Below are 20,319 nucleotides of genomic sequence, written 5' to 3' on the forward strand. Positions count from 1 at the left end.
AATGCCCCCCGAATTGAATGTCCCGGCCAAGCTGATCATCGCCTCGCGCGAAAGCCGGCTGGCCATGTGGCAGGCCGAGCATGTGCGCGCGCGCCTGGCCGCGCTGTATCCGCAGTGTAGCGTTGAAATCCTCGGCATGACCACGCGCGGCGACCAGATCCTTGACCGCGCGCTGTCCAAGGTGGGCGGCAAGGGCCTGTTCGTCAAGGAACTGGAAGTGGCGATGGACGAAGGCCGCGCCGACCTGGCCGTGCATTCATTGAAAGACGTGCCGATGGAGCTGCCGGCGGGCTTTGCCCTGGCCGCCATCCTGGAACGCGAAGATCCGCGCGACGCGTTCGTGTCGAACGACTACGCCAGCCTCGACGCGCTGCCGCATGGCGCCGTGGTCGGCACCAGCAGCCTGCGCCGCCAGTCGCTGATCGCCGCGCGCTACCCGCACCTGACCATTTTGCCGCTGCGCGGCAATCTCGATACGCGCCTGGGCAAACTCGACCGTGGCGACTACGCCGCCATTATCCTGGCCGCCGCCGGCCTGAAACGCCTGGGCCTGGAAGAGCGCATCCGCGCCGTGCTCGACCCCGAATACAGCCTGCCGGCGGCCGGCCAGGGCGCGATGGCGATTGAAATCAGGCGCGAACGCGCCGACGGCGTCGACCTGGCCGCCTTGCTGGCGCCGCTGAACCACACGGCCACCGCGCAAGCCGTGACGGCCGAACGCAAGGTGTCGAAAATATTCGGCGGCAGCTGCCAGATTCCGCTGGCCGCCTTTGCCACCGTCGATGGCGACCAGATGCGCCTGCGCGCCATGGTCGCCACGCCGGACGGCAAGCGCATGGCCAGCGCCGACGTCAGTGGCGCGCCTGACGCGCCCGAGCAGCTCGGCGAGGCCGTGGCCGAACTGCTGCGCACGCAGGACGCCGCCGCCATCCTGGCCTCGTGCGCGGTCACGCCGGACCAGCACGAAGGGCTGGCGCCGCATGCCTGATGTGGCGACGGTGGTGATCACGCGGCCGGCGCAACAAGCCGGGCCGCTGGCCGCGCGCATCGCCGCACTGGGGCGCAGGGTTGCATTGCTGCCGCTGCTGGAAATTCATCCGCTGCATCAGCCGGACGAATGCGCGCACTTGCAGGGCGTGCTGGCGCGCCTGGCGGACTATGACCTGGTGGCCTTTGTGTCGCCCAACGCCATCGACTGCGTATTTGCGCACCTGCCTGCCTGGCCGGGCGGCGTGGCGCTGGCGGTGGTGGGCGAGGGCAGCCGCCTGGCGCTGGCCGCGCACGGTGTCAACCAGTCCAACGCCAGCATCACCAGCCCCGGTGAGCATGCGCGCAGCGATTCCGAACACTTGTTGCTGGCGCTGGACTTGCCGGCCCTGCGCGGCAAGCGCGTGCTGATCGTGCGCGGCGACGGCGGCCGCGATTTCCTGGCCGACGGCTTGCGCGCGGCCGGCGCCAGTGTCGACTTCGTTACCGCCTACCGGCGTGCCGTGCCAAGCTTGACGCCGGCCTTGCGGGCGACTCTGGAACAGTTGTTGCAGCATAATAATGACTGGGTCATCACCAGCTCGGAAGCGCTGCGCGGCCTGCTGTCCTTGCTCGCCGAAATGGACGCGGAGAGGCAGTTTGTTGTAAAAATGAAACAGCAGCATCTGATCGTGCCGCATGCCCGTATTGCACAGTCTGCGGCACAGCTGGGCTTTGCCCATGTGACCTTGACAGGATCTGGCGACGCAGGCGTGCTCGCCGCGTTACAATCACGACCATGAACGAAATGCCTACACACTCAGAACCGACTCCAACGCCTGGCAGCGCCGTCTTGACGACGCCGCCGGCGGCCGATCAACCGGGCGCGTCCCCGCATGGCCGCGCGCCGACCCTGCTCGATCAGCTGCAAAAGCCGATGAGCATCGCCGTCATCGTGCTGGCGGTGCTGCTGGCGGCGCAAAGCTGGTCGAGCAGCAAGCAGATCCGCAACCTGCGCGAGGAAGTGGCCAAGCGTTTGCAAAAGGGCGATATCAGCAACGCCGAAACGGGCGTGGTGGCGCGCAATGTGCAAGAAAGCAACAAAGAACTGCAGATCAAGGTCGGCGCGCTGGAAAACCGCCAGAGCGAAACGCAAAGCCAGCAACTGGCGCTCGAGCAGCTCTACAACGACCTGTCGAAGAACCGCGACGAGTGGGCCCTGACGGAAATCGAGCAAGTGCTGTCGACCGCCAGCCAGCAGCTGCAACTGGCCGGCAATGTGCCCGGCGCGCTGATCGCGCTGCAAAACGCCGACCGCAGCCTGTCGCGCTCGGACAAGCCGCAATTCATCACCATCCGCCGCGCGATCGGCCGCGACATGGAAAAGCTCAAGGCCCTGCCGAGCGTCGATTCGACCGGCGTGGCGCTGCGCCTGGACGCCGTGATCGCCCAGATCGACGCCTTGCCGATGCTGTCCGACGAAAAGCCGGCGCTGCCGGCCGCGCCTGAGAGGGCGCGCAAGCCGGTGCCGGTGCGAAATGCGGCCGGCAAGCTGGTCGGGCCACCGGCGCCCGAACCGCTGCTGCTGCAAGTGCGCAATGGCTTCGATACCTGGAGCGGCGACATGTGGAACGACGTGCGCCAGCTGATCCGCATCCGCCGTGTCGACACGCCCGAAGCGCTGATGCTGTCGCCGACGCAGTCCTATTTCCTGCGCGAGAATATCAAGCTGCGCCTGCTTAACGCGCGCATGGCGCTGCTGTCGCGCAACGAGACAGCCTTCCGCAACGACCTGATCGCTGCCCAGGATGGCCTGGCCAAGTATTTTGATACGCGTGCGCGCGCCACGCAAACGGCGCAAGGCCTGCTGCGCCAGGTACAAGCGAGCAACCTCGCCATCGACATGCCGACCTTGTCCGACAGCCTGACCGCTGTGCGCAACTACAAAGCGAAGTCCTGAGCCCATGCGTCTATTTCTCTGGTTACTCGCCCTGATGGCTGCGGCGATCGGTATCGCCGTAACGGCCCGTTTCAATCCCGGCAACGTGGTGCTGTTCTATCCGCCGTACCGCATCGACCTGTCGCTGAATTTTTTCGTGCTGCTGCAGGTGACCCTGTTCGCGGTACTGTACTTCCTGTTGCGCGCCCTGCGCGCCACCGTGCGCATGCCGGCCGAAGTGGCCGCTTACCGCCGCCGCAAGCGTGAGCGCGACGGCAACAAGGGCTTGCGGGAAGCCTTGAAGGCGCTGTTCGAAGGCCGCTTCGGCCATGCCGAAAAAGCCGCCCTGCGCGCCGCCGAACTGGAAGAAAACGCCGGCCTGGCCGCCCTGATCGGCGCACGCGCCGCGCATCGCATGCGCCAGTCCGAACGCCGCGACAGCTGGCTGGCCCGCATCGAAGGCGATACGGCCCTCAAGACCGCGCGCCTGATGACGGTCACGGAACTGCTGGTCGACGACCACCAGCCCGAAGCGGCGCTGGCCGCCGTGCGTGAACTCAACGCCAGCGGCACGCGCCATATCCATGCGCTGCAATGGTCGCTGAAAGCCGAGCAGCAGGCGAAAAACTGGCCGGAAGTGCTGCGCCTGGTGCGCTCGCTCGACAAGCACCGCGCGCTGCATCCGGCGCTGTCGTCGCGCCTGCGCGAACTGGCTTATGAACACTTGTTGTCTGACCGCACGCACGACGCCGAGTCGTTGATGCACGTCTGGTCGACGGTGCCCACCAGCGACCGTGTGAAACCGTATATCGCCTGCCGCGCCGCCACCGCCCTCAATACGCGCGGCCTGCACGACGAAGCGCGCCTGGTGTGCGAAGAGTCCCTGGCAGCGGACTGGGACGACCGCGTGGTGCGCGCCTACCGCGAAGCGGCCGCGCCCTACGGCACGCCGGCCCTGCTGCTGCAGATCGAGCATTGCGAACAGTGGCTGAAACAGCGTCCGCTGGACGCCGAACTGGCGCTCACTTTAGGCTCCCTGTGCCTGAAACAGAAATTGTGGGGCAAGGCCCAGCGCCACCTGGAGCAGGCCCTGTCCGACGCGACCGACCCGCGCATGGTGCGCGACGCCCATCTGAAACTGGCGCAGATGCACGACGCCTTGCAGCAGACGGAGCAGGCTGCGGCGCATTACCGGCAGTGCGCGCTGGCGACCATCCTGTAAAGCAAAAAACCCGTCGCGAGACGGGTTTTTTGTGGGTCTTGCGTGCCTTAAAACTTGAAATTAAAACTTGAAATTGGCCGTCAGCAGCGCATTGCGCGGGTCGCCATACACGCCGGTGCCATACGAGCCCATGCCCGGCATATAGGTTTTATCGAGCACGTTGTTGACGTTCAGCGCCAGCGACAGGCGCGGGCCCACCTGGTAGCGCGCCATCAGGCCCACCACCGCGTAGCTCGGCTGCGTGGCGCGCCAGCGGGCAGCCGTCGACAGCTGGTACCAGGTTTCGCTTTGCAACGTCAATGAAGCGCCAACCGTCCAGCCGGCCGGCAGGGTGTAGGCGGTGCCGAGCTTGAACAAGTGCTTCGGTTGGTTGGTGTTTACTGCGCTCAGGATCAGGTTGGGCTGCGGCGGAATATGCGAGGTGCGGAAAGTATAGCCGCCGGCCACGTTCCACGCCGGCGTGAGCTGGCCCGAGGTCTCCAGTTCCACGCCCTTGCTGGTGACGCCGGCGATCGGCCGGTAGATTTCGCCGCCCGTGATGCTGTTGATGCCCTGGTATTGCGGCGCGTTGTCCTGTTCGATCTTGAATATGGCCAGGCTGGCGTTGATTTTGCCATCGAGCCATTCTCCTTTTACCCCCGCTTCCATGCTCTTGCCCGTCAACGGGTCCAGCGAGCTGTCGCTGGCGTCCCTGTAATAGGTTTGCGGCTTGAAAATGTCGGTATAGCTGGCGTAGAGCGACCAGGTGTTGTTCAAGTCAAACACCACGCCCGCATATGGCACCACTTTCGCGCTCTCGTTCAGGTTGTCCGATACGGTCCGCACGCCCGCCACCGTCACCTGGTAGTCATACAGCTTGTACCAGCTGGCGCGCGCGCCGAGGATCAGCGACCAATCATCGATCGGGCGCAGGCGCACGGCGGCGGACACGCCTTTTTCCGTGATGGTGGTGTCGCGGTCGGCGCGCCTGGTTTGCGTCGGCAATGTCAGCACGCCGTCCCACAGCCGATAGTCGGGCACCGCCACCAGGCTGCTGGTATGGAGCTGGGCGTCCTTGTCCTGGCGCGAATAGCCGGCGCCCAGCATCAGTTCGTGCTGGCGGCCAAACAGGGTGAAGGGGCCGGTGGCGGCAACATTGGCGCTGTCGGTGCGCGCTTGCGTCGGCAGCGGGCCACCGAGCAGGCGGATGCCGGCGCCGGTCTGCTGGTTCATGTAGCCGTTGTAGGCCGAGCCGTACAGCACGTCTTTCGACTGTTTCAAATGGCTGGCGGCGGCATCAAACTGCCAGCCGTTGTCGAAGGCATGCTTGATGGTGGCAAAGGTATTGGTGCTGTTGTTGTTCCAGTAGGACCAGCGCGCGGCCGGGTTCAGCGAGCGGCGAAAATGCGTTTGCGCGCCGTCGCTGTAGAACAGCGGCAGGTGGCCGAAGGTGGCGCCGTCGGCGCGGCTTTGCATATGGTCCACGCCCAGGCTCAGGGCATAGGTTTATACACATCTCCGCGTCAGCCCGCCAAGTTTGCTTGGCGATAACAGTGGGGCGGAAAAATCCGTTTACATTCAAGCACTTGCGGGAGCAGTTGTAAACTATTGATTTTTCAGGTTTACTCTCGTCTTTTGGCTCGCGAAATAATGACTAAATCGACGCACTGGACGGGCCTGGAATTTGCTGAACTTGACCTTGGGGACTCCCGCCTTGACAGTCGCGCCAGGAAGATCGTGGCGCGATTTGCCGACAAGCCCTCGTCCAGCATTCCTAAGTCGTGCAATGGCTGGGCCGAGACGATCGCCACATACCGATTTCTCGAGAACGACGCCGTCGAGTGGCGCGACATCATGGCACCGCACTGGGCCAAGACGCAGCAGCGCATGGGCGAACACCCCGTCATTCTGTGCTTGCAGGACACGACCGAACTCAATTTCAACGGGCAGCAGATCGAAGGTCTCGGGCCGCTCAGCTATGAAGTCCAGCGCGGCATGTATGTCCATCCAACGTACGCCGTCACGCCGGAACGGTTGCCGCTAGGCGTGCTCGACGCCTGGATGTGGGCGCGCGAGAAGATCAACGCTGCCGGCGTTCGACCGGGAATCAAGGAAAGTGGCCGCTGGATCGAAGGCTACGGGCGGATCGCCGAGATGGCCGCCGAGATGCCGGCGACGCGACTGGTGTACGTGGCCGACCGCGAGGCCGATATGATCGAGCTGATGACCTACGCACAGGACTGCGGCACGCCGGCCGACTGGCTGGTGCGCGCGAAGACCGACCGGGCACTGCCAGAGGGCGAGCGATTGTGGGCGCACACGCTCGATGGTGCGCCGGTGGGGGAAATCAGTTTCGTCATCGGCGCGCGCGACAAACAGAAGGGCCGCAAGGTGCGCCAGCAACTCTGGGCCAGGCGTGTGGAACTGCCGGCGCGGCGCGGCGTCAAGATCGCTGCGACCTGCGTCATCGCGCGCGAAATCGATGCGCCCGCCGGCATCGAGCCGATCGAATGGCGCTTGCTCACCAATCGAACCGCCACCACCGTCGATGAGGTGATCGAGTTGATCGACTGGTACCGCGCGCGTTGGGAAATTGAGATGTTCTTCCATGTGTTGAAGAACGCCTGCAAGGTCGAGGCGATGCAGCTCTCCCACATCGACAATCTTGAACGCGCGCTGGCGCTGTTCATGATCGTGGCGTGGCGCGTCTCCTATCTGATGCGCATCGGGCGCATCTGCCCGGATCTCGACGCCAGCCTGTTCTTCGACCCAGATGAAATCCGTGGCGCTTACCTGCTCACGAAGGAGCGACGGCCGGATCAGCCTCCGACACTTAACGATGTGGTGCGCTTGATCGCGCGCATCGGCGGCTTCCTTGGACGAAAAGGCGACGGCGATCCGGGCGTCAAGACAATCTGGCAGGGCATTCAGGATGTGCGCGTGGCTGCACTCACCATCAAAGCGCTACGCGACGAAGCTGGGTGATTTGTGTATAAACCTATGGGCTCAGGGTGGTGCGCGGCGCCAGGTCGGCTTCGACGATGGCGTACAGGCTGCGCGTATCACGTTTGTAATAGTCGATATACGAGTCGGCGTTCTGCACCGCCGCCACCACGCGGCCACGCAGGCTACCGCTGGCGTTCAGGGGGCCGGCGACATCGGCCACGCCGCGCAGTTTGTTCCACGAGCCGACGCTGCCGTTGAGCGAGCCGGCAAATTCGCTGGTCGGGCGCTTGCGCACCAGGTTGATGGTGGCCGACGGATTGCCGGCGCCCGTCAACAGGCCCGTCGCGCCTTTCACCACTTCGACGCGATCATAGACGGCGCTGTCGCCAATGGCCGTGGTGTACTGGTTCGAGCTGTCGAGGGTATTGGGCATGCCGTCGAACTGGAAGTTTTCGATGGTATAGCCGCGCGCATAAAACGTGGCGCGTTCGCTGTCGTTGCGCCCGACGGTGACGCCAACGACTTTCTCCAGGATGTCGGGCACGCTGTTCAAGGCCTGGTCGTCCATCTGCTGGCGCGTGACGATGCTGACCGATTGCGGCGTTTCGCGCATCGACAATCCCATGCGGGTGGCCGTGCCCATCACGGGCGTGGTGTAGCTGCCGCTGTGCTCGGTGACATCGGCTGCTTGCGCGCTGGCCGTCACGCTGACGGGCGCCAGCGTCTGTTCGCCGCCGGCGACGCGGCGCAGCGTATAGCCGCCATTGCCCTGGTCGACCGCTTCCAGGCCACTGCCGGCCAGCAGCGCGGCAAAACCGGCGTTCGGTGTATGCGTGCCCTGCAGGCCGGGCGAGGTGCGCCCGCTGGCCAGCGCCGGATCGTAGGTCAAGGCCACGCCGGCCGACGCAGCGAACAGGTTCAGGGCCGAGACCAGCGGGCCGGCGGGGATCTGGTAATGCTTTGCGGAGGCGGCGGTGGCGGCGACCGGCGCGGCCATGGCGATGGCGAGAGGTAAAAGAGTATAGCGGTGATCAAGCATGATGGGCCCAGGTAAAAGATAGACAGGTGGTTTTTGTTGCTCCTGTCTTGCAGGCCGTGCGAACAGCAAAAAAGATGAAAATTTTTCTGAAAATTTTTTCAAGCCGCTTCCAGGCTGACCCAATAGCGCGTCATGCTGCGCAGGCGCAGCGGGAACGATTGCACCAGCAACAGCAGCGCGCGGTCGGTGTCGGCCAGTGGAAACACGCCGGAGATGCGCAGCTGCGCCACGTTCGCGGCGCACACCAGGCGGCCGCGCCGGTAGCGTGCCAGTTCGGCCACCACTTCACCGAGGCTGCGGTCGTTGACCAGCAGGCTGCCGGTATGCCACAGGCCGGCGTTGTCGTCGGCCTGGCTTGCTGGCCCGATGGCGCTGGCGCTCAGGCGGGCCTGCTGTCCGGCGCGCAGTCTCACTGGCCGGGCAGGCAGCCGTGCGGCGCGCAGTTCGACGGCGTCGTCCAGCACGGCCACCTGCGCATGATCGTCAAACTGGCGCACGGCAAAGCGCGTGCCCAGCGCGCGCGCGGTGCCTTGCATGGTCTCGATGATGAAGGGGCGCGGGTCCGGCTGCGCCGCCGTGCCCTGGCCTTGCCGGTGGCGTGCCGTCTCTATCAGGATTTCGCCTTTCAACAGCCGCACGCACCGCTGCGCCGTATCGAAACGCACGTCGACGGCGCTGTCGGTATTCATGATCAGCAGCGAGCCATCGGGCAGTGCCACCCGCCGCTGGCTGCCGACCCCTGTGCTGTAGTCGGCCAGCAAGGGCCGCAGCAGGCCATGCTGCTGCGCACTCTGCCAGGACAGATAGCCGACAGTGCCGCCAGACGCCAGCAGCAGCACGCTGCGCAGCACCTGCCGCCGTGCTGGTCCGCCTGCGGCCAACCGGGCGCGCAGCACGGGCGAGGCGATTGCGGCCGGCGCCTGTTGCAAGGTGGCGCGCATCGCTTCGATGCGCTGCCAGGCGCGCTGGTGGTCCGGGTGCTGCTGGTGCCAGCGCAGCCAGGCCGCCTGCTCGGCCTCGCCCGCGCTGCCCGAGCACAGCCGTGCATACCAGGCGACGGCTTGCTTGCGCACGGCCGCTTCGTCGCGCGACTGCGCTGTCGTTTGCTTCATGGCGCCAGCAGCTCGCAGTGTGCGACGCAATGTTCAATGGCCGTGCACATGTAATTGCTGACCGTGCGCTTGGTCACGCCCAGCTGCGTGGCGATCTGTTCGTAGGTGAGGCCGTCAAGTTGCGACAGCAAAAACGCCAGTCTTGCGGCCGGTTTGAGGCCATCGAGCATGGTGTCGATGGCCACCAGCGCTTCCAGGACGATGGCGCGTGTTTCGGGCGACGGCGCATGGGTTTGCGGCAAGGCCGCCAGTGCCTCGAGGGAGGCCCGTTCGATATCCTTGTGGCGGAAAAAGTCGGCTACCAGGCCGCGCGCAATGGTGCCCAGGTAGGCGCGCGGCGCCAGCAGGGCCGGCGTGTCGCGGCGTGCCAGTACGCGCAAAAAGGTGTCGTGCGCCAGGTCGGCGGCATCGATGGCATTGCCCATCTTGCGGCGCAGCCAGCCTTGCAGCCAGCCGTGGTGGTCGCTGTACAGGGCGCTGATGTCGGGCATAGGCGGGGAGGGGGCGGAAGGCACGGCGCTTAGATAATAATGGTTCTCATTTACAAATCATAGCATTGGCCAGCCATCAATGCTACTGTTGCGCGATTGCTTGACAAGATAGCCACATTGGGCCTGCTGCATGGCACAAGGCGCGTGTACTTCGCTATAATTGCGCGGTTAAAACACTGTCAGCACACACGAGGAAACCCCATGAGCTTGAACAAAGTGCCTTCGGGCCGCGATTTGCCGAACGATTTCAATGTGATCATCGAAATTCCGATGAACGCCGATCCGATCAAATATGAAGTGGACAAGGAATCGGGCGCCATTTTCGTCGACCGTTTCATGGGCACCGCCATGCACTATCCATGCAACTACGGCTATGTGCCGAACACCCTGTCGCCGGACGGCGACCCGGTCGATGTGCTGGTCATCACCCCGTTCCCGCTGTTCCCTGGCGTGGTGGTGCGCTGCCGTCCTATCGGCGTGCTGAAAATGACCGACGAGTCGGGCGAAGACGCCAAAGTGCTGGCCGTGCCTGTCGACAAGGTCCTGTCGATCTACAGCCACTGGCAAAAACCCGAAGACCTGAATGAACTGCGTTTGCGCCAGATCCAGCATTTCTTCGAGCACTACAAGGACCTGGAAAAAGGCAAATGGGTCAAGATCGACGGCTGGTATGGCGCCGATGAAGCCCGTGCCGAACTGCTGAACGGCGTTGCCGCTTACAAAAAAGAGGCGGAAAGCGCCGCTTCGTAATTTGCCGCGCTCCACCAAAAATGCCCCCGTTGCCAATACTGGCACGGGGGCATTTTTATTGCTGCAACAAGATCAGTGGGCGGCGATCACGCCCATTTGCAGCGGCGCCTGCACGAATAGTTCCGGCACGATGCGCCAGGCCACGAAAGGCCAGTAGCTGCGGCGGCTGACGATGCGCAAGAACACCACGATCACGCCATTGCCGACAAAAAACGTCATGCTCGTTGCCAGCAGGGTCGGGCCGGCCAGGCCCCCAGCACTTGCACAACTGCCAACAGCCAGAAACGAGCACGGCCGGCAGGGCGGACAGTGCACGCCCGCATCTTCCTCGGGCATGACTTTTTCCGGCTTATCACAGCCACCATGCTGATAAAACAGGCAGCATGGGCCGACTGGTGCCTGCGCATGGCGCGCGCTGACAGCGCCACCATCGTTGCCGGCTTGCCGCTGCCGCAGTCTGAACGTCGATGAACGCGCTGCTCCTCTTGCCTAATTACAACAAATTCAATAAGTTTATTGATTATTTGCAACGCTATCTATACAATCAAATAAAACAAAAATATGCTTTAATAAACAAATATATCAAATAAAATAATTTAGTGCGTTTTTAAAAATAGTGTTTTAAAAATAACGATAACATCAGACCAGGCAAACGGAGAGAAAAAATGAGTTCCTTCAAGATCAGGAAAGCGGTAGCGGGTATGGCGGGTTTCGGTACAGTGCCCCTGGCACTGATGCTGGCGGCAGGCGCGGTGCACGCGCAGGATGCCGACAGCATGTTTTCGTATAGCGGTTTTGGCACGGTGGGCGCGACGCGCTCGTCGTCGGGCCAGGGCGATTTTGTCAGCAGCCTGTATCAGCGGTCCGGCGCCGGCGCTTCGCGCAGCTGGGATGTTGGCACCGACACCAAGCTCGGCGCCCAAGCGGTCGCCAGGTTCAGCGACAAGCTGACCGGCGTGGTGCAGGTGGTGGCCATGGCGCGCAGCGACAATACCTACAATCCGCGTTTCGAATGGGCCAATCTGCAATACGCGTTCACGCCAGACTTCAAGGTGCGCGTGGGGCGTACGGCGCTGCCCACCTTCATGGTCTCCGACACGCGTCTGGTGGGCTACGCCAATACGTGGGCACGTCCGCCGGTGGAGGTCTACAGCGATATTCCGATGACCAATCTCGACGGCTTTGATGCGTCGTACAGGAGCCACTTCGGCAGCGTCATCAACACCTTGCAAGTGTATGCGGGCAGAACCGATATCAACACCGTCGATGAACGGGGTCAGAAGACGCCGACCACCACCATCAGGAAAGCCATCGGATTTTCCGATACCATCGAAACGGGCGCCTGGACGGCGCGCATCGGCTATCTGCAGTCCGATGTCACTTTCGCTCTGGCTCCTGGCTTTGACTTGAAGGTGGCGCAAAAATCGTACAGCGTCGGCGCGGCCTACGATCCGGGAGCCTGGTTTATCCAGGGAGAATTCACCAGCGTGCGCCTGCCAGGTTTCACGCCAACGGTCAATGGCAGTTATGTGACCGGCGGCTATCGCCTTGGCAACTTCACCCCCTATGCCATCTACGCGAAAGGCACCTCGTCCAACACGCCGGCGCTGGTTTCCTATGATCAGAAAACCGCCTCGGTGGGTGTGCGCTGGGATGCGATGAAAAATGTCGCTGTCAAGCTGCAGGCCGACAGGATCGAGCCGCTCAAAGGCACGACAGGCTACTTTACAAACGTGCGGCCGGGGCTCACCGGCAGCAAGGTCAATCTGGTGACTGTTGCAGTCGATTTCGTATTCTGAGCGGGGGATTAAATCGTGTTCATTTCCAAAAAAACCAGTATTTCCATGATGGCGGCCGGTCTGCTGTTCTTGTCGCTGCCTGCGTTCGCGGAGGTTGTCGTGATTGTTTCGGCGAAAAGTACGGCCACGGCGCTGAGCGAAGAACAGGCGTCCGATCTTTTCCTGGGCAAAAACAGCAGCTTGCCCGGCGCAGGGCAGGCGGTGCCGGTGGACCAGGCCGAAGGCTCGCCGGTGCGCGAGCAGTTTTATGCCAAGGTGTCCGGCAAGACCGGCGCGCAGTTGAAGGCCTACTGGTCGAAGCAGATTTTCAGCGGCAAAGGCCAGCCGCCGAAGGACGCCGGCGACAGCGCGGCGGTCAAGACCCTGGTGGCGGGCAACCCCAACATCATCGGCTATGTCGATAAAAGCGCGGTCGATGCGACGGTGAAAGTGCTGCTCACCATCAAGTAAGTCTGAATCGCCACACGGCGATGCGAGGCGCGATGGCGCGCGTCGCCGTGTGGGATGTTCAAGAATATAATCATTTCACAAGAGGCTCAAGATGAGCATCAAGCAGAAAATCTGGGCCTTGCCCTTGATTTCAACCGCTGTCTTTGCGCTCGGCCTGGCGGTCAGCACCTACCTGGTGTTTGAAACACAGAAGTCGATTCACGCCACCGAGACCGTCGACTATCCGCTGCTTGATACGGCCAAGGCGCTGACGGCCGACATCGGCGCCATTTCCGATGCGCTGCGCGACTCGGTGGCCGAAGGCGACAAGAATCGCCTGTCCCAATTGCCCGAACAAGCGGCCAGGCTGCGCGTGAAACTGAAAACCTTCGGCCAGATCGATGGACAAAGTGCCAACGGCGCGCAATTGACGCAGCAATTCGAGGCCTATTTTGCGCCGGCGCTCAGGGCGGCGCGCATCATGCTGGAAGTCGAGCAGGGCGATCCCGCCAGTGCCGTGACCAGCATGCAAAGCGCGCTCAAGACCTTGAACGCCAACCTGCTCAAGACGAATGAGGAGGCGCGCCATCGCTTCAGCGCCGGCATCGTGCAAAGCCAGACCAGCGTCGGCCGCATTCTGGTGAGCAGTATTGCGGTGGCGCTGATCGTCATCGGCACCCTGGCGGGCGCGTCGTTCTTCGTGGTGCGCACCATCTGGCAGCAACTCGGCGGCGAACCCGAATATACCCGCGCCATCGCGCGCGCCGTCGCCGACGGCGACCTGTCGATGGAGATCCACACCGATCCGAAAGACAGCGGCAGCCTGTTGCTGGCCTTGAAGGACATGCGCGACAAGTTGGGCAGCATGGTGTCCGAGATCAAGCGGTCGGCCGAGACGATCAATGTGGCCAGCCATGAGATTGCGGCGGGCAACGCCGACCTGGCGGCGCGCACCGAGTCGCAGGCGGGCAGCGTGGACCAGACGTCGCGCTCGATGCAGACCTTGACCGTGACGGTGCGCGAGAACGCCGACAATGCCAATCAGGCCAATTCGCTGGCCCTGTCGGCCAGGGCAATTGCCACCAAGGGCGGCAAGCTGGTGCATGAAGTGGTCGCCACGATGGGCGCCATCAACGGCTCGGCCACGAAAATTGTCGACATCATCGCGGTCATCGACGGCATCGCCTTCCAGACCAACATCCTGGCGCTGAACGCGGCGGTGGAAGCGGCGCGGGCGGGCGAGCAGGGGCGCGGCTTTGCCGTGGTGGCCAGCGAGGTACGCAACCTGGCGCAGCGCAGCGCCGGCGCGGCCAGGGAAATCAAAGAATTGATCGGCGATTCGGTGGCGAAGATCGGCATCGGTTCGAAGCTCGTCGACGAGGCCGGCGTGACCATGGGCGATATCGTCGAGTCGGTCAGGAAGGTGGCCGACATCATGTCCGATATTACCGCCGCTACCCGCGCGCAGACCGGTGGCATCGAGAGCATCGGCCAGGCGATCGAAAGCATCGACGGCATGACGCAGCAGAACTCGGCGCTGGTCGAGCAGGCGTCGGCGGCGGCCGAGTCGCTGCGCGAGCAAACCGCTCACCTGAGCGAGGTCTTGTCGGTGTTCAAATTGGACGCGCGGCACGCCAGCGCGCCAGCGGCCATGAGCGTTGCACCCGCAAGCACCGGCAAGGTCGTGGCGTTACGCCCGGCGCCAGCCGGCCGCACACTGCTTACGGGCCGGCGGTCTTGAACGGTACGTGTTCGCTTAACTCATCAATATAGTCATTCATCGACGCCGTTTCCTGTGCCAGGAAGTCGGCGATGGCGTCGGCGAAGCGCGCGTCCGCAATCCAGTGAGCGGACCAGGTAGGCGTTGGCACCAGGCCGCGCGACATCTTGTGCACACCCTGCGCGCCGCCTTCGAAGCTGGCGATGCCGTGCCCGATACAGTACGCGATGGACTGCATGTAGCAGGTCTCGAAGTGCAGGCCGGAGACAAATTCCTGGGCGCCCCAGTAGCGGCCATACATCACATTGCCGCCCACCAGGTTCAGTGCCACCGCGACCGGCGTATCGCCGCGCTTGGCCAGCACGATCATCAGGCTGTCCGGCATTGCGGCCAGCAGGCGTTCGAAAAAATCCAGGGACAGGTAGGGTTTGGAATAATGTGCCTGATAGGTGAGCACGTAACAACTGTAGAAGAAGCGCAGTACCTCGGCCGTGATGGCTGTGCCGGCCAGGTGTTCGAAGTGAATGCCGGCGTCCTGCACGCGGCGGCGGTCCTGGCGCAGCTTCTTGCGTTTTTCCATTTTCATGGTGGACAGGAAAGCGTCGAGGTCGGCGTAGCCGTGATTCTCCCAGTGAAACTGTACCCCTTCGCGCAGCATATAGCCTGCCTCGACCAGCGCCTGGCGGTCCTGCTCGGTCGGGAACAGGACATGCAGCGACGACGTCTCCATCTGCCGCGCCACCTGCAGGGCCGCGCGCGCCAACAGCACGCGATCCTGCGCCGTGCCGGCCAGCAGGCGATTGCCGGTCACGGGCGTGAACGGGATGGCCGACAGCAGCTTGGGATAATAGGCAACGCCATGGCGATGAAACGCGTCCGCCCAGCCATGATCGAAGACATATTCGCCCATGCTATGGTGTTTCAGATAGAGCGGCATGGCGCCGGTGAGCTCGCCGCGTTCTTTCATCAGCAGGAAGCGCGGCGACCAGCCCGTCGCCTCCGATGCGCAACCGGTCTCATGCAGAGCATTCAGAAAGCGGTAGCTCAAGGTCGGGTTGTCTCCCGCCAGCGACGCCCATGCGGCCTCGGAAATGTCTGCGAGAGAGTCGACGATGGAAAATTCTTTTTCGGGCAATTGCCGCTCCTGCGCTCTGGCTGTGCTTAACTGGTGGGAATCCATGGCCGACATTGTCGCAGAGTTCACCCTGGCGTGCATGGGCGCGCACTGGCAGAGACCATAGCCGTGCGATAATTCAGTGTTGTGGCTGGCATTGATCGCTGCCGGGTCGCCGCCATCGCCGTATTCCCGTCTTGTCTAGAAAATTAATAAAACGAAATATTCCATATCATGACAGTCAAAGTCGCAATTGCTCAAATGAATAGTACGGTCGGCGATCTGGCCGGCAACCGTGCCAAAATCGTCGACCTGGCCCGCCGCGCCCATGCGGCCGGCGCCGATATCGTGCTGACCCCCGAACTGTCGCTGGTCGGCTATCCACCGGAAGACCTGTTGCTGCGCAATGCATTCCACGTAAAAACCCGACAAACGTTCGCGGCGCTGGCGCACGATCTGGCGCAGTTCCCCGACCTGCACGTGGTAGTCGGCTTGCCGCTGCAGGACGATGCCGGGCTGGTGCGCCATAACGCCGCCGCGGTGCTGGTCAACGGCCAGGTGCTGGGCACCTATCGCAAGCATGACTTGCCGAACACCACCGTGTTCGATGAAAAACGCTATTTTTCATCCGGCGACCAGCCCTTCGTGTTTGCCGTCAAGGGCGTGCGTTTCGGCATCAATATCTGCGAAGACACGTGGTTTGCACACGCTCCCCAGCGCGCCCGCGAGGCCGGCGCCCAGGTGCTGCTGGTGCCGAACGGTTCGCCCTACCATATGAACAAGCAGCATCTGCGCTATGAGACCATGCGCCAGAATGTGTGCGCGCAAGGCATGGCGCTGGTTTACGCCAACCTGGTCGGCGGCCAGGACGAGCTGATCTTCGACGGCGACTCCTTCGTGATGGATGCCGATGGCGTCATTTGCGCCCAGTTGCGCCATTTCGAGGAAGATTTGCAGGTTGTCGAGTTCGATGGCGCCAAACCGGTGCCGCAGCCGGTCGCGGCGGCCCTGCCGGTGGAAGCCCAGGTCTATCAGGCGCTGGTGCTGGGCGTGCGCGACTATATAGGCAAGAACGGCTTTCCCGGCGTGCTGATCGGCATGTCGGGCGGCGTCGATTCGGCCCTGACCCTGGCGATCGCCGTTGATGCGCTGGGCGCCGACAAGGTGCGCGCCATCATGATGCCATCGCAGTTTACGGCCGATATTTCATGGATCGACTCGCGCGACATGGTAAAACGGCTCAATGTGCGCTACGATGAAATTCCGATCAAGCAAACCTTCGACGCCTTCCGCGCCACCTTGGCTGAAGAATTCGCCGGCCTGGCCGAAGACGCGACGGAAGAGAACATCCAGGCGCGCATCCGCGGCACCTTGCTGATGGCGCTGTCGAACAAGCATGGCAGCATCGTGCTGACAACTGGCAACAAGAGCGAGATGGCGGTCGGTTATTGCACCCTGTACGGCGACATGGCGGGCGGCTTTGCGGTGATCAAGGATATCGCCAAGACGCTGGTGTATCGCCTGTGTGCATACCGCAATAGCGTGTCAAGCGTGATTCCCGAGCGCATCCTGACGCGCGGTCCGTCGGCCGAACTGCGTGCCGACCAGCTGGACCAGGATTCCTTGCCGCCATACGATATTCTCGACGGCGTCATGCAGTTGTATATGGAAGAAAACCGGCCGATCGCCGAGATTATCGAGGCCGGTTATCCACCGGCCGACGTGGCCCGTATCACGCGCCTGATCAAGATCAATGAATACAAGCGGCGCCAGTCGCCGGTCGGCATTCGCGTCACGCATCGCGGCTTTGGCCGCGACTGGCGCTATCCGATTACCTCGAAATTCTTTGAGTAAAGAGTCACCTGTTCGACCCAGCCAATTATTAAGGAGTAGCCATGAAACAGATTACCGCCATCATCAAACCATTCAAGCTCGATGAAGTACGCGAAGCCCTGGCCGATGTGAATGTAACGGGTTTGACCGTGACGGAAGTGAAGGGTTTCGGCCGCCAGAAGGGACACACCGAGCTGTATCGTGGCGCCGAATACGTGGTCGATTTCCTGCCGAAGGTCAAGGTGGAAGTGGTCGTCGACGACAGCGTGACCGAGCAGGTGGTCGACGCCATCATCAAGGCCGCCCGCACCGGCAAGATTGGCGACGGCAAGATTTTCGTGCGCAATATCGAGCAGGTCATCCGTATCCGCACCGGCGAGACCGGCCCGGAAGCGGTATAAGCAGGATGGGGCGTTGTGTTCAGCGCCCCAGTCGCATATCGAATTTCCAGCTGATCAGCCGCATGATGGTAATGCCGCTGGCGCTGGTCCAGAGCGCAAAGTCGTGGGCGACGCCGAAGTGCTTTTGCAGCAGATAGGCCCAGCAGCCGATAAAGGCGCAAATCGCATACGGTTTGCCATCGCGAAACACCATCGGCACTTCGTTGCACACGATGTCGCGCATCACCCCGCCAAAAATTCCCGTGATCACCCCCATCATCGAGGCGATGAACAGCGGCATGCCCGCGCGCATCGCTTCGGCCACGCCGGCAATGGCGAACATGCCCAGGCCTATCGCGTCGGCCACCACGATCAGGCGTTCGGAGACGATCTGGCGCAGGTGCTGGATCAGCGGGGCGGCCGTCAATGCCAGCACGAAGATCAGGATCGCGTATTCCTGGTGCGAGACCCAGAACAATGGCCGCTTGTCGAGCAGGATGTCGCGCAGGGTGCCGCCGCCAAAGGCGGTAATGAAGGCCACCACGAACACCCCCACCAGGTCCATGCGCTTCCTGCGCGCCTCGATAAAGCCGGAAAAGGCGCCGACCAGGATGGCGATCACTTCGATCAGTTTGATCAGCGAGCCGGGCGGTAATTGGGGTGGCATCATGGGGGGCGGCGGCCGGGCTTGCCCGGCAAAAAATAATAGCCACAGGTTAACATGACACGGCCCCGCATGGTGGCAAACGGGGCCGTGTTTTAAGGCAACTCTTTATCGAGGACAGAGCAAAGCTAGCGCACCACCTGCAGCGCTGCCGCCAGCAGCACCGTCAGCGCGCCGTCGCCGCCTTCGGAACGGCGCGACTGGCAAAAGGCGATCACTTCCGGTTTTTGCACCAGCCAGCTGTGCACCATCGATTTGAGTACCGGTTCCTGGCCTTTCGAACCAAAACCCTTGCCGTGGATCACGCGCACGCAGCGCAGCTTGCGCCGCGTCGCATGGGCGAGAAAGGCGCCGATGCCGTCGCGGGCCTCGTCGCGGCGCAAGCCGTGCAAATCGAGCTCGTCCTGGATGGGCCAATGGCCCTTGCGCATTTTTTTCACCACGTCAGGACCGACACCGGGCGCCGCATAATTGAGGGCCGGATCGTTTTCCAGGTAATGGTCGACTTCGAACAGGTCCGACAGCGACTCGCGCAGCACGGCCGCGTCGTCTTCCTCGCGCGACAGCTTGCGCGCCGGCTGGCTTGACGTCATGGCGGGCGTCTTGGGCAGCGCCGGCACGTAACGGTTCGATTCGGGCAGGCGCTTGACGCCGCCGATGCTGGCCTTGAACAGATTGCCTTCCAGCGCCTGCACTTGCGCCTTTTTGGCGCGCTCGGCCTGTTCCACCGCGCGCGCTTCGGCCTGTTCCCTCAGCTGCTTGCTGACGGCTTTCAGGTCGGCAAAGTCTTTCATCGACGCCACCAGAATTACTCCTGGCCTTCCAGGTAGCGCTGTGCGTCCAGTGCTGCCATGCAACCGGTACCGGCGCTGGTGATGGCCTGGCGGTAGATATGGTCCTGCACGTCGCCAGCGGCAAACACGCCCGGCGCGCTGGTGGCGGTGGCCATGCCATCGAGGCCGGTTTTCGTCTTGATATAGCCGTTGTGCATGTCGAGCTGCCCTTCGAAGATGCTGGTGTTCGGCTTGTGGCCAATGGCAATGAACACGCCGTGCACGTTCAACGCTTCGACCTTGCCGTCGATGGTGGACTTGATGTTCAGGCCCGTCACGCCGCCTTCGTTGCCCGTCACTTCGTCCAGCGTGTGGTTATATTTCAACACAATCTTGCCTTCGGCAACCTTGGCGTTCAGGCGGTCGATCAGGATCGCTTCGGCGCGGAACTTGTCGCGGCGGTGGATCAGGGTCACTTTATCGGCGATATTCGACAGGTACAGCGCTTCCTCGACGGCAGTGTTGCCGCCGCCGACGACCGCCACTTCCTGGTTGCGGTAGAAGAAACCGTCGCAGGTGGCGCAGGCCGACACGCCCTTGCCCATGAAGGCCGCTTCCGAAGGCAGGCCCAGGTATTGGGCGGAAGCGCCGGTGGCGATGATCAGGGTGTCGCAGGTGTACTCGTGGCTGTCGCCTTTCAGACGGATCGGTTTTTCGTTCAGGAACGTGGTGTGGATATGGTCAAACACGATTTCCGTATTGAAGCGCTCGGCGTGCTGCAGCAGGCGCTGCATCAGGTCCGGTCCTTGCACGCCCATCGGGTCGCCGGGCCAGTTTTCCACGTCGGTGGTGGTCATCAACTGGCCGCCCTGTTCCACGCCGGTCACCAGCATCGGCTTCAGATTGGCGCGCGCGGCATAGACGGCGGCGCTGTAGCCGGCAGGGCCGGAGCCAAGGATCAGAACGCGGGCGTGTTTGGTAGTGGTCATGATGGGGCTTCTCTATATTGGGGGGTCTATCCGAATTGGGGGCAATCACGTCAAGCACAAGGGAGTGTTGTGCTTGCGCAAGGTATGCCCGGATTATAGACCAAGCCGCCCACGCAGACGAATCGTGGGGTCGTCTGCGACCTATATGGCTTAGAATACGGCTTATGATGGGAA

Annotated in this window: 20 protein-coding genes; 11 read left to right on the top strand and 9 right to left on the bottom strand. The window is 62.7% G+C overall.

Going from position 1 to position 20,319, the window contains the following annotated elements; genetic code table 11:
• Window position 1: 1 nt before the first annotated feature.
• Genes hemC through CD932_RS27640 form a run of 4 tightly spaced genes read left to right on the top strand, consistent with a single transcriptional unit; the run spans window position 2 to window position 4,127 of the window.
• Window positions 2–988, top strand: coding sequence for a hydroxymethylbilane synthase (gene hemC / locus CD932_RS27625; protein ID WP_094446082.1), 987 nt, complete (start codon window positions 2–4; stop codon window positions 986–988).
• On the top strand, window positions 981–1,769 hold the full coding sequence (locus CD932_RS27630) for a uroporphyrinogen-III synthase (RefSeq protein ID WP_094446083.1): 789 nt from the start codon (window positions 981–983) through the stop codon (window positions 1,767–1,769). Before hemC ends, CD932_RS27630 begins: the two co-directional genes overlap by 8 nt.
• Complete coding sequence (locus CD932_RS27635; protein ID WP_094446084.1) at window positions 1,766–2,926, top strand: uroporphyrinogen-III C-methyltransferase; 1,161 nt, start codon at window positions 1,766–1,768, stop codon at window positions 2,924–2,926. The genes CD932_RS27630 and CD932_RS27635 overlap by 4 nt, the downstream gene beginning before the upstream one ends.
• Before the next feature lie 4 nt (window positions 2,927–2,930).
• Window positions 2,931–4,127, top strand: a complete 1,197-nt coding sequence (locus CD932_RS27640; RefSeq protein ID WP_094446085.1) for a heme biosynthesis protein HemY — start codon at window positions 2,931–2,933, stop codon at window positions 4,125–4,127.
• Between the two features lie 60 nt (window positions 4,128–4,187).
• Here CD932_RS27640 and CD932_RS27645 read toward each other — a convergent pair whose 3' ends face one another.
• On the bottom strand, window positions 4,188–5,582 hold the full coding sequence (locus CD932_RS27645) for a TonB-dependent siderophore receptor (RefSeq protein ID WP_094446156.1): 1,395 nt from the start codon (window positions 5,580–5,582) through the stop codon (window positions 4,188–4,190).
• 174 nt (window positions 5,583–5,756) lie between these two features.
• On the opposite strand from CD932_RS27645, the gene CD932_RS27650 reads away from it, so the two are divergent.
• The gene (locus CD932_RS27650) at window positions 5,757–7,091 is read left to right on the top strand and encodes an IS4 family transposase (RefSeq protein ID WP_094440899.1); all 1,335 of its coding nucleotides are present in this window, start codon (window positions 5,757–5,759) and stop codon (window positions 7,089–7,091) included.
• Window positions 7,092–7,104: 13 nt separating this feature from the next.
• On the opposite strand, the gene CD932_RS27655 is transcribed toward CD932_RS27650, so the two are convergent.
• From CD932_RS27655 to CD932_RS27665, 3 genes are all read right to left on the bottom strand, one after another.
• Window positions 7,105–8,091 carry a TonB-dependent receptor plug domain-containing protein gene (locus tag CD932_RS27655; RefSeq protein ID WP_094446086.1) on the bottom strand — a complete coding sequence of 329 codons (987 nt, stop codon included), beginning with the start codon at window positions 8,089–8,091 and terminating at the stop codon, window positions 7,105–7,107.
• Between the two features lie 98 nt (window positions 8,092–8,189).
• Window positions 8,190–9,203, bottom strand: a complete 1,014-nt coding sequence (locus tag CD932_RS27660; protein ID WP_094446087.1) for a FecR domain-containing protein — start codon at window positions 9,201–9,203, stop codon at window positions 8,190–8,192.
• A complete protein-coding gene (locus CD932_RS27665) occupies window positions 9,200–9,694 on the bottom strand; it encodes a sigma-70 family RNA polymerase sigma factor (RefSeq protein ID WP_094446088.1) in 495 nt (164 codons plus the stop codon). Before CD932_RS27665 ends, CD932_RS27660 begins: the two co-directional genes overlap by 4 nt.
• Before the next feature lie 201 nt (window positions 9,695–9,895).
• Here CD932_RS27665 and ppa point away from each other — a divergent pair, with 201 nt between their 5' ends.
• Window positions 9,896–10,444 carry an inorganic diphosphatase gene (gene ppa / locus CD932_RS27670; RefSeq protein ID WP_094446089.1) on the top strand — a complete coding sequence of 183 codons (549 nt, stop codon included), beginning with the start codon at window positions 9,896–9,898 and terminating at the stop codon, window positions 10,442–10,444.
• A 72-nt stretch (window positions 10,445–10,516) separates the two neighbouring features.
• On the opposite strand, the gene CD932_RS28560 is transcribed toward ppa, so the two are convergent.
• Complete coding sequence (locus tag CD932_RS28560) at window positions 10,517–10,780, bottom strand: hypothetical protein (protein ID WP_141213395.1); 264 nt, start codon at window positions 10,778–10,780, stop codon at window positions 10,517–10,519.
• A gap of 329 nt (window positions 10,781–11,109) precedes the next feature.
• On the opposite strand from CD932_RS28560, the gene CD932_RS27675 reads away from it, so the two are divergent.
• From CD932_RS27675 to CD932_RS27685, 3 genes are all read left to right on the top strand, one after another.
• On the top strand, window positions 11,110–12,243 hold the full coding sequence (locus CD932_RS27675; protein ID WP_141213396.1) for a hypothetical protein: 1,134 nt from the start codon (window positions 11,110–11,112) through the stop codon (window positions 12,241–12,243).
• Window positions 12,244–12,258: 15 nt separating this feature from the next.
• Complete coding sequence (locus CD932_RS27680; protein WP_254926792.1) at window positions 12,259–12,693, top strand: phosphate ABC transporter substrate-binding protein; 435 nt, start codon at window positions 12,259–12,261, stop codon at window positions 12,691–12,693.
• Window positions 12,694–12,784: 91 nt separating this feature from the next.
• A complete protein-coding gene (locus tag CD932_RS27685; protein ID WP_094446091.1) occupies window positions 12,785–14,413 on the top strand; it encodes a methyl-accepting chemotaxis protein in 1,629 nt (542 codons plus the stop codon).
• Here CD932_RS27685 and CD932_RS27690 read toward each other — a convergent pair.
• A complete protein-coding gene (locus tag CD932_RS27690; protein WP_254926793.1) occupies window positions 14,394–15,527 on the bottom strand; it encodes a GNAT family N-acetyltransferase in 1,134 nt (377 codons plus the stop codon). The two genes, CD932_RS27685 and CD932_RS27690, sit on opposite strands and share 20 nt — an antisense overlap.
• Before the next feature lie 213 nt (window positions 15,528–15,740).
• Here CD932_RS27690 and CD932_RS27695 point away from each other — a divergent pair, with 213 nt between their 5' ends.
• Together CD932_RS27695 and CD932_RS27700 are read left to right on the top strand one after the other, a co-directional pair.
• Window positions 15,741–17,360, top strand: coding sequence for an NAD+ synthase (locus CD932_RS27695; RefSeq protein ID WP_094446092.1), 1,620 nt, complete (start codon window positions 15,741–15,743; stop codon window positions 17,358–17,360).
• A gap of 41 nt (window positions 17,361–17,401) precedes the next feature.
• Window positions 17,402–17,740 carry a P-II family nitrogen regulator gene (locus CD932_RS27700; protein WP_065307165.1) on the top strand — a complete coding sequence of 113 codons (339 nt, stop codon included), beginning with the start codon at window positions 17,402–17,404 and terminating at the stop codon, window positions 17,738–17,740.
• A gap of 19 nt (window positions 17,741–17,759) precedes the next feature.
• Here CD932_RS27700 and CD932_RS27705 read toward each other — a convergent pair whose 3' ends face one another.
• From CD932_RS27705 to trxB, 3 genes are all read right to left on the bottom strand, one after another.
• Window positions 17,760–18,389: a trimeric intracellular cation channel family protein gene (locus CD932_RS27705; protein WP_094446093.1), complete on the bottom strand. Its 630-nt coding sequence runs from the start codon at window positions 18,387–18,389 to the stop codon at window positions 17,760–17,762.
• A 122-nt stretch (window positions 18,390–18,511) separates the two neighbouring features.
• Window positions 18,512–19,177 (bottom strand): Smr/MutS family protein, encoded by a 666-nt coding sequence (locus CD932_RS27710; RefSeq protein WP_094446094.1) that lies wholly within the window; start codon window positions 19,175–19,177, stop codon window positions 18,512–18,514.
• A gap of 14 nt (window positions 19,178–19,191) precedes the next feature.
• Window positions 19,192–20,145, bottom strand: a complete 954-nt coding sequence (gene trxB, locus CD932_RS27715) for a thioredoxin-disulfide reductase (RefSeq protein ID WP_094446095.1) — start codon at window positions 20,143–20,145, stop codon at window positions 19,192–19,194.
• Window positions 20,146–20,319 lie beyond the last annotated feature (174 nt).

The organism is Janthinobacterium sp. PC23-8 (assembly GCF_002250505.1).
Classification (GTDB): domain Bacteria; phylum Pseudomonadota; class Gammaproteobacteria; order Burkholderiales; family Burkholderiaceae_D; genus Janthinobacterium.